Consider the following 5526-nt stretch of genomic DNA (forward strand, 5'->3'; position numbering starts at 1 on the left):
AAAAAACCATCTTATATTTGCACCCGCTTTGGCAGTGATGTCGGGCAAGAAAAGGAAGTTCATTTGACATATTGTAGAGACAGCGCCCACTTTTATTAATAGGGGTGGGCTGTAAGTTTTTTGAATCATAAGAATTTGAATCGAGATTACGGGGCCGGGACGTTTTTTGGTCGTTGACTTAACATATAAATAAGACAACGATGAAGAGTTTGATCCTGGCTCAGGATGAACGCTAGCGGCAGGCCTAACACATGCAAGTCGAGGGGTAACAGGGAGTGCTTGCACTTCGCTGACGACCGGCGCACGGGTGCGCACCGCGTATGGAACCTACCTTTTACAGGGGGATAGCCCAGGGAAACTTGGATTAATACCCCGTAGTACCTTTTGTAGCATTGCAAGACGGTTAAAGCCTTCGGGCGGTAAAAGATGGCCATGCGTCCCATTAGCTTGTTGGTAAGGTAACGGCTTACCAAGGCAACGATGGGTAGGGGCCCTGAGAGGGGGATCCCCCACACTGGTACTGAGACACGGACCAGACTCCTACGGGAGGCAGCAGTGAGGAATATTGGACAATGGGCGGGAGCCTGATCCAGCCATGCCGCGTGCAGGAAGAATGCCCTATGGGTAGTAAACTGCTTTTATACGGGAAGAAATAGGGATACGTGTATCCTTTTGACGGTACCGTAAGAATAAGGACCGGCTAACTCCGTGCCAGCAGCCGCGGTAATACGGAGGGTCCGAGCGTTATCCGGAATTATTGGGTTTAAAGGGTCCGTAGGCGGGCCGGTAAGTCAGTGGTGAAAGTCTGCAGCTCAACTGTAGAACTGCCTTTGATACTGCTGGTCTTGAGTTATGGTGAAGTTGCCGGAATATGTAGTGTAGCGGTGAAATGCATAGATATTACATAGAACACCGATTGCGAAGGCAGGTGACTAACCATATACTGACGCTGATGGACGAAAGCGTGGGGAGCGAACAGGATTAGATACCCTGGTAGTCCACGCCGTAAACGATGGATACTAGCTGTCCGGGCCCTTGAGGTCTGGGCGGCCAAGCGAAAGTGATAAGTATCCCACCTGGGGAGTACGTTCGCAAGAATGAAACTCAAAGGAATTGACGGGGGCCCGCACAAGCGGTGGAGCATGTGGTTTAATTCGATGATACGCGAGGAACCTTACCAGGGCTTAAATGCATAACGACAGGTCTAGAGATAGACTTTCCTTCGGGCGTTTTGCAAGGTGCTGCATGGTTGTCGTCAGCTCGTGCCGTGAGGTGTCAGGTTAAGTCCTATAACGAGCGCAACCCCTGCCGTTAGTTGCCAGCATGTTATGATGGGGACTCTAACGGGACTGCCGGTGCAAACCGCGAGGAAGGTGGGGATGACGTCAAATCATCACGGCCCTTACGTCCTGGGCCACACACGTGCTACAATGGCCGGTACAGAGAGCAGCCACGTCGCAAGGCGGAGCGAATCTATAAAACCGGTCACAGTTCGGATCGGGGTCTGCAACTCGACCCCGTGAAGCTGGAATCGCTAGTAATCGGATATCAGCCATGATCCGGTGAATACGTTCCCGGGCCTTGTACACACCGCCCGTCAAGCCATGGAAGCCGGGAGTGCCTGAAGTCCGTCACCGCAAGGAGCGGCCTAGGGCAAGATCGGTAACTAGGGCTAAGTCGTAACAAGGTAGCCGTACCGGAAGGTGCGGCTGGAACACCTCCTTTCTAGAGAAGACGGCCATAAGAGAATCCGGTCCCGTATGACCGATTTGATATCAGGGGTTCAAAAAGGGTTACAACGCAATATAATGTCTCTGCAATAACGATATATAAAGGAACGGTGCCCTTAAGAAAGGCATCCGGGACAGTCCCGTAGCTCAGCTGGTTAGAGCGCTACACTGATAATGTAGAGGTCGGCAGTTCGAGTCTGCCCGGGACTACATTTCGCCGAAAGGCGTCGAAACGTTCATTGATTGAAATATTGAATAGGAAATTCTAGAAGTTGGGTGGTGGTTAGGAACTAACTACCGACTACTGATTGCTAACTACTAGTAATTGGGGGATTAGCTCAGCTGGCTAGAGCGCCTGCCTTGCACGCAGGAGGTCATCGGTTCGACTCCGATATTCTCCACGATTACAATGGTCGATATAACAATGATCAATAAACGATTATTGATTGTGTATTGTTGATTGCTGATTGTCCACTGTAAAAAGGTTCATTGACATATTGGGACAGATCCATGGTATCTATATTATATAGGTGCTATGGGATTTGAATAAAAGTTTTATTAGTAAAATAGAACACGAATTTTTTAAGTAAAGAGTATAGAGTATTATCGAATACGGCAAGAATTTGAAGGTTTGGCGACAAGCTGGAAAAGGGCGTATGGGGAATGCCTAGGCTCTCAGAGGCGATGAAGGACGTGATAAGCTGCGAAAAGCCATGGGGATCGGCACACACGATATGATCCATGGATGTCCGAATGGGGCAACCCACTATATTGAAGATATAGTACCCGCAAGGGGGCAAACCCGGTGAACTGAAACATCTAAGTAGCCGGAGGAGGAGAAAACAAAAGTGATTCCGATAGTAGCGGCGAGCGAACTCGGACTAGTCCAAACCGTTGTCGTTTCGGCGATAGCGGGGTTGTAGGACCGCGATATTCGAAAAGTGATGAACTGGAACAAGTTGGAAATCTTGGCCATAGACGGTGATAGCCCGGTACAGGTAAAGACCTTTTAGATAGCGGTATCCTGAGTAGCGCGGGGCACGTGAAACCCTGTGTGAATCCGGCGGGACCATCCGCCAAGACTAAATACTCCTGAGAGACCGATAGTGAACCAGTACCGTGAGGGAAAGGTGAAAAGAACCGTGAATAACGGAGTGAAAAAGATCCTGAAACCATACGCTTACAAGCGGTCGGAGCCCATATGGGTGACGGCGTGCCTTTTGCATAATGAGCCTACGAGTTACTTTTACTGGCAAGGTTAAGCCCTTCAGGGGCGGAGCCGTAGCGAAAGCGAGTCTTAACAGGGCGCTTGAGTCAGTAGTAGTAGACGCGAAACCGTGCGATCTACCCATGGGCAGGTTGAAGCAGTGGTAACACACTGTGGAGGACCGAACCCGTTGACGTTGAAAAGTCTTGGGATGACCTGTGGGTAGGGGTGAAAGGCCAATCAAGCTCGGAAATAGCTCGTACTCCCCGAAATGCATTTAGGTGCAGCGTGTTATTAGTTTCATAGAGGTAGAGCTACTGATTGGATGCGGGGGCTTCACCGCCTACCAATTCCTGACAAACTCCGAATGCTATGAAATGATGTAACGCAGTGAGGGCATGGGTGCTAAGGTCCATGTCCGAGAGGGAAAGAACCCGGACCATCGGCTAAGGTCCCCAAATATATGCTAAGTTGACAAAACGCGGTGGAACTGCATTGACAGCCAGGATGTTGGCTTGGAAGCAGCCATTCATTTAAAGAGTGCGTAACAGCTCACTGGTCGAGCGGTTCCGCATGGATAATGATCGGGCATAAGCATATTACCGAAGCCATGGCTTCTGATTTATCAGAGGGGTAGGGGAGCATCGTGCCTGCGTCGAAGGGACACCTGCGAGGGGTCCTGGAGCGTGCACGAACGAAAATGTAGGCATAAGTAACGATAATGCGGGCGAGAAACCCGCACGCCGAAAGACCAAGGTTTCCCCAGCTATGCTAATCAGCTGGGGGTCAGTCGGGACCTAACGCGGACCCGAAGGGGGAAGTGGATGGACAACGGGTTAATATTCCCGTACCCGCCCGCGCTAAAAGCGACGGAGGCGAGAGGTTGGTGCGTGCAGACGGAATTGCACGTTGAAGGGAGCGGTAACGCCCCGATAGTACACCGAGGCCACGGCCAAGGTGATAATCCAGCGTATCGACTTCCAAGAAAAGCAAGCGAGGCGGCCCGTACCGTAAACCGACACAGGTGGTCGGGATGAGTATTCTAAGGCGCTCGAGAGATTCATGGCTAAGGAACTAGGCAAAATAGACCCGTAACTTCGGGAGAAGGGTCGCCCCCCTTATGGGGGGCCGCAGTGAAGAGGTCCAGGCGACTGTTTATCAAAAACACAGGGCTCTGCTAAATCGAGAGATGATGTATAGGGCCTGACACCTGCCCGGTGCCGGAAGGTTAAGGGGAGACGTAAGCTTCGGCGAAGCGTTGAACTGAAGCCCCGGTAAACGGCGGCCGTAACTATAACGGTCCTAAGGTAGCGAAATTCCTTGTCGGGTAAGTTCCGACCTGCACGAATGGTGCAACGATCTGGACACTGTCTCGGCCATGAGCTCGGTGAAATTGTAGTATCGGTGAAGATGCCGGTTACCCGCAGTGGGACGAAAAGACCCCGTGCACCTTTACTATAGCTTCGTATTGACCTTGGTCAAACAATGTGTAGGATAGCTGGGAGGATTTGAAGTGGCGTCGCCAGGCGTCGTGGATCCGTTGTTGAAATACCAGCCTTTGTTTGATCGGGGCCTAACCCTTTTTTAAGGGAACAGTGCGTGGTGGGTAGTTTGACTGGGGTGGTCGCCTCCAAAAGAGTAACGGAGGCTTCTAAAGGTGCCCTCAATACGGTTGGCAATCGTGTGTAGAGTGCAATGGCACAAGGGCGCTTGACTGGGAGACATACAGGTCGATCAGGTTGGAAACAAGAGCATAGTGATCCGGTGGTTCCGCATGGAAGGGCCATCGCTCAAAGGATAAAAGGTACGCCGGGGATAACAGGCTGATCTCCCCCAAGAGCTCACATCGACGGGGGGGTTTGGCACCTCGATGTCGGCTCGTCACATCCTGGGGCTGGAGAAGGTCCCAAGGGTTGGGCTGTTCGCCCATTAAAGTGGCACGCGAGCTGGGTTCAGAACGTCGTGAGACAGTTCGGTCTCTATCTACTGCGGGCGTTAGAAATCTGAGTGGAGCTGACCCTAGTACGAGAGGACCGGGTCGGACCGACCGCTGGTGCACCGGTTGTCCCGCCAGGGGCATTGCCGGGTAGCTATGTCGGGATCGGATAAGCGCTGAAAGCATATAAGCGCGAAACCGGCCACGAGATGAGATTTCTTTAAAGGGCCGTGGGAGATGACCACGTCGATAGGCCATAGGTGGAAGTGCGGCAACGCATGTAGCCGAGTGGTACTAATTGCCCGTCAGGCTTGCGCACATACGTCGGCCCTTCCTCGGGAGGGCCGGACGGACCTTTATCGCTTACCGTACGATGATGTTCCATACCCTTTGCTTGAAAAATACGTGGTCTATCCACCACTGAAAAAACATTATTCGAAACTGTCCCATTATTATGTCACTTCGGCAACGCTCAGCGACCGAAGAAGATATTCAAGATTTAGGTGGCCATGGCGACGGGGCACACCCCTTACCATTCCGAACAGGGAAGTTAAGACCGTCAGCGCCGATGGTACTGCTATACCAAGTGGGAGAGTAGGTCGCCGCCTTGCTCGAAAGGTCCGTGCATCAATAGATGTTCGGACCTTTTTTTT

The 5526-nt window shown here is 51.7% G+C and carries 2 tRNA genes and 3 rRNA genes; all 5 read left to right on the plus strand.

Features of this window, described 5'->3' with window-relative positions:
- Window positions 1-197 precede the first annotated feature (197 nt).
- The 5 genes from ACKWCA_RS23820 to rrf all read left to right on the plus strand — a co-directional run bounded on the left by ACKWCA_RS23820 (window position 198) and on the right by rrf (window position 5484).
- Window positions 198-1725, plus strand: a 16S ribosomal RNA gene (locus ACKWCA_RS23820).
- 141 nt (window positions 1726-1866) lie between these two features.
- Window positions 1867-1940 (plus strand) — tRNA-Ile (locus tag ACKWCA_RS23825).
- A gap of 117 nt (window positions 1941-2057) precedes the next feature.
- A tRNA-Ala gene (locus ACKWCA_RS23830) sits at window positions 2058-2131 on the plus strand.
- Between the two features lie 233 nt (window positions 2132-2364).
- A 23S ribosomal RNA gene (locus ACKWCA_RS23835) occupies window positions 2365-5192 on the plus strand.
- Between the two features lie 180 nt (window positions 5193-5372).
- Window positions 5373-5484, plus strand: a 5S ribosomal RNA gene (gene rrf, locus ACKWCA_RS23840).
- The 16S, 23S and 5S rRNA genes sit together here with 2 tRNA genes alongside, the layout of an rRNA operon.
- Window positions 5485-5526: the final 42 nt, after the last annotated feature.

The organism is Maribacter corallii (genome assembly GCF_047345415.1).
Classification (GTDB): Bacteria; Bacteroidota; Bacteroidia; order Flavobacteriales; family Flavobacteriaceae; genus Maribacter_C.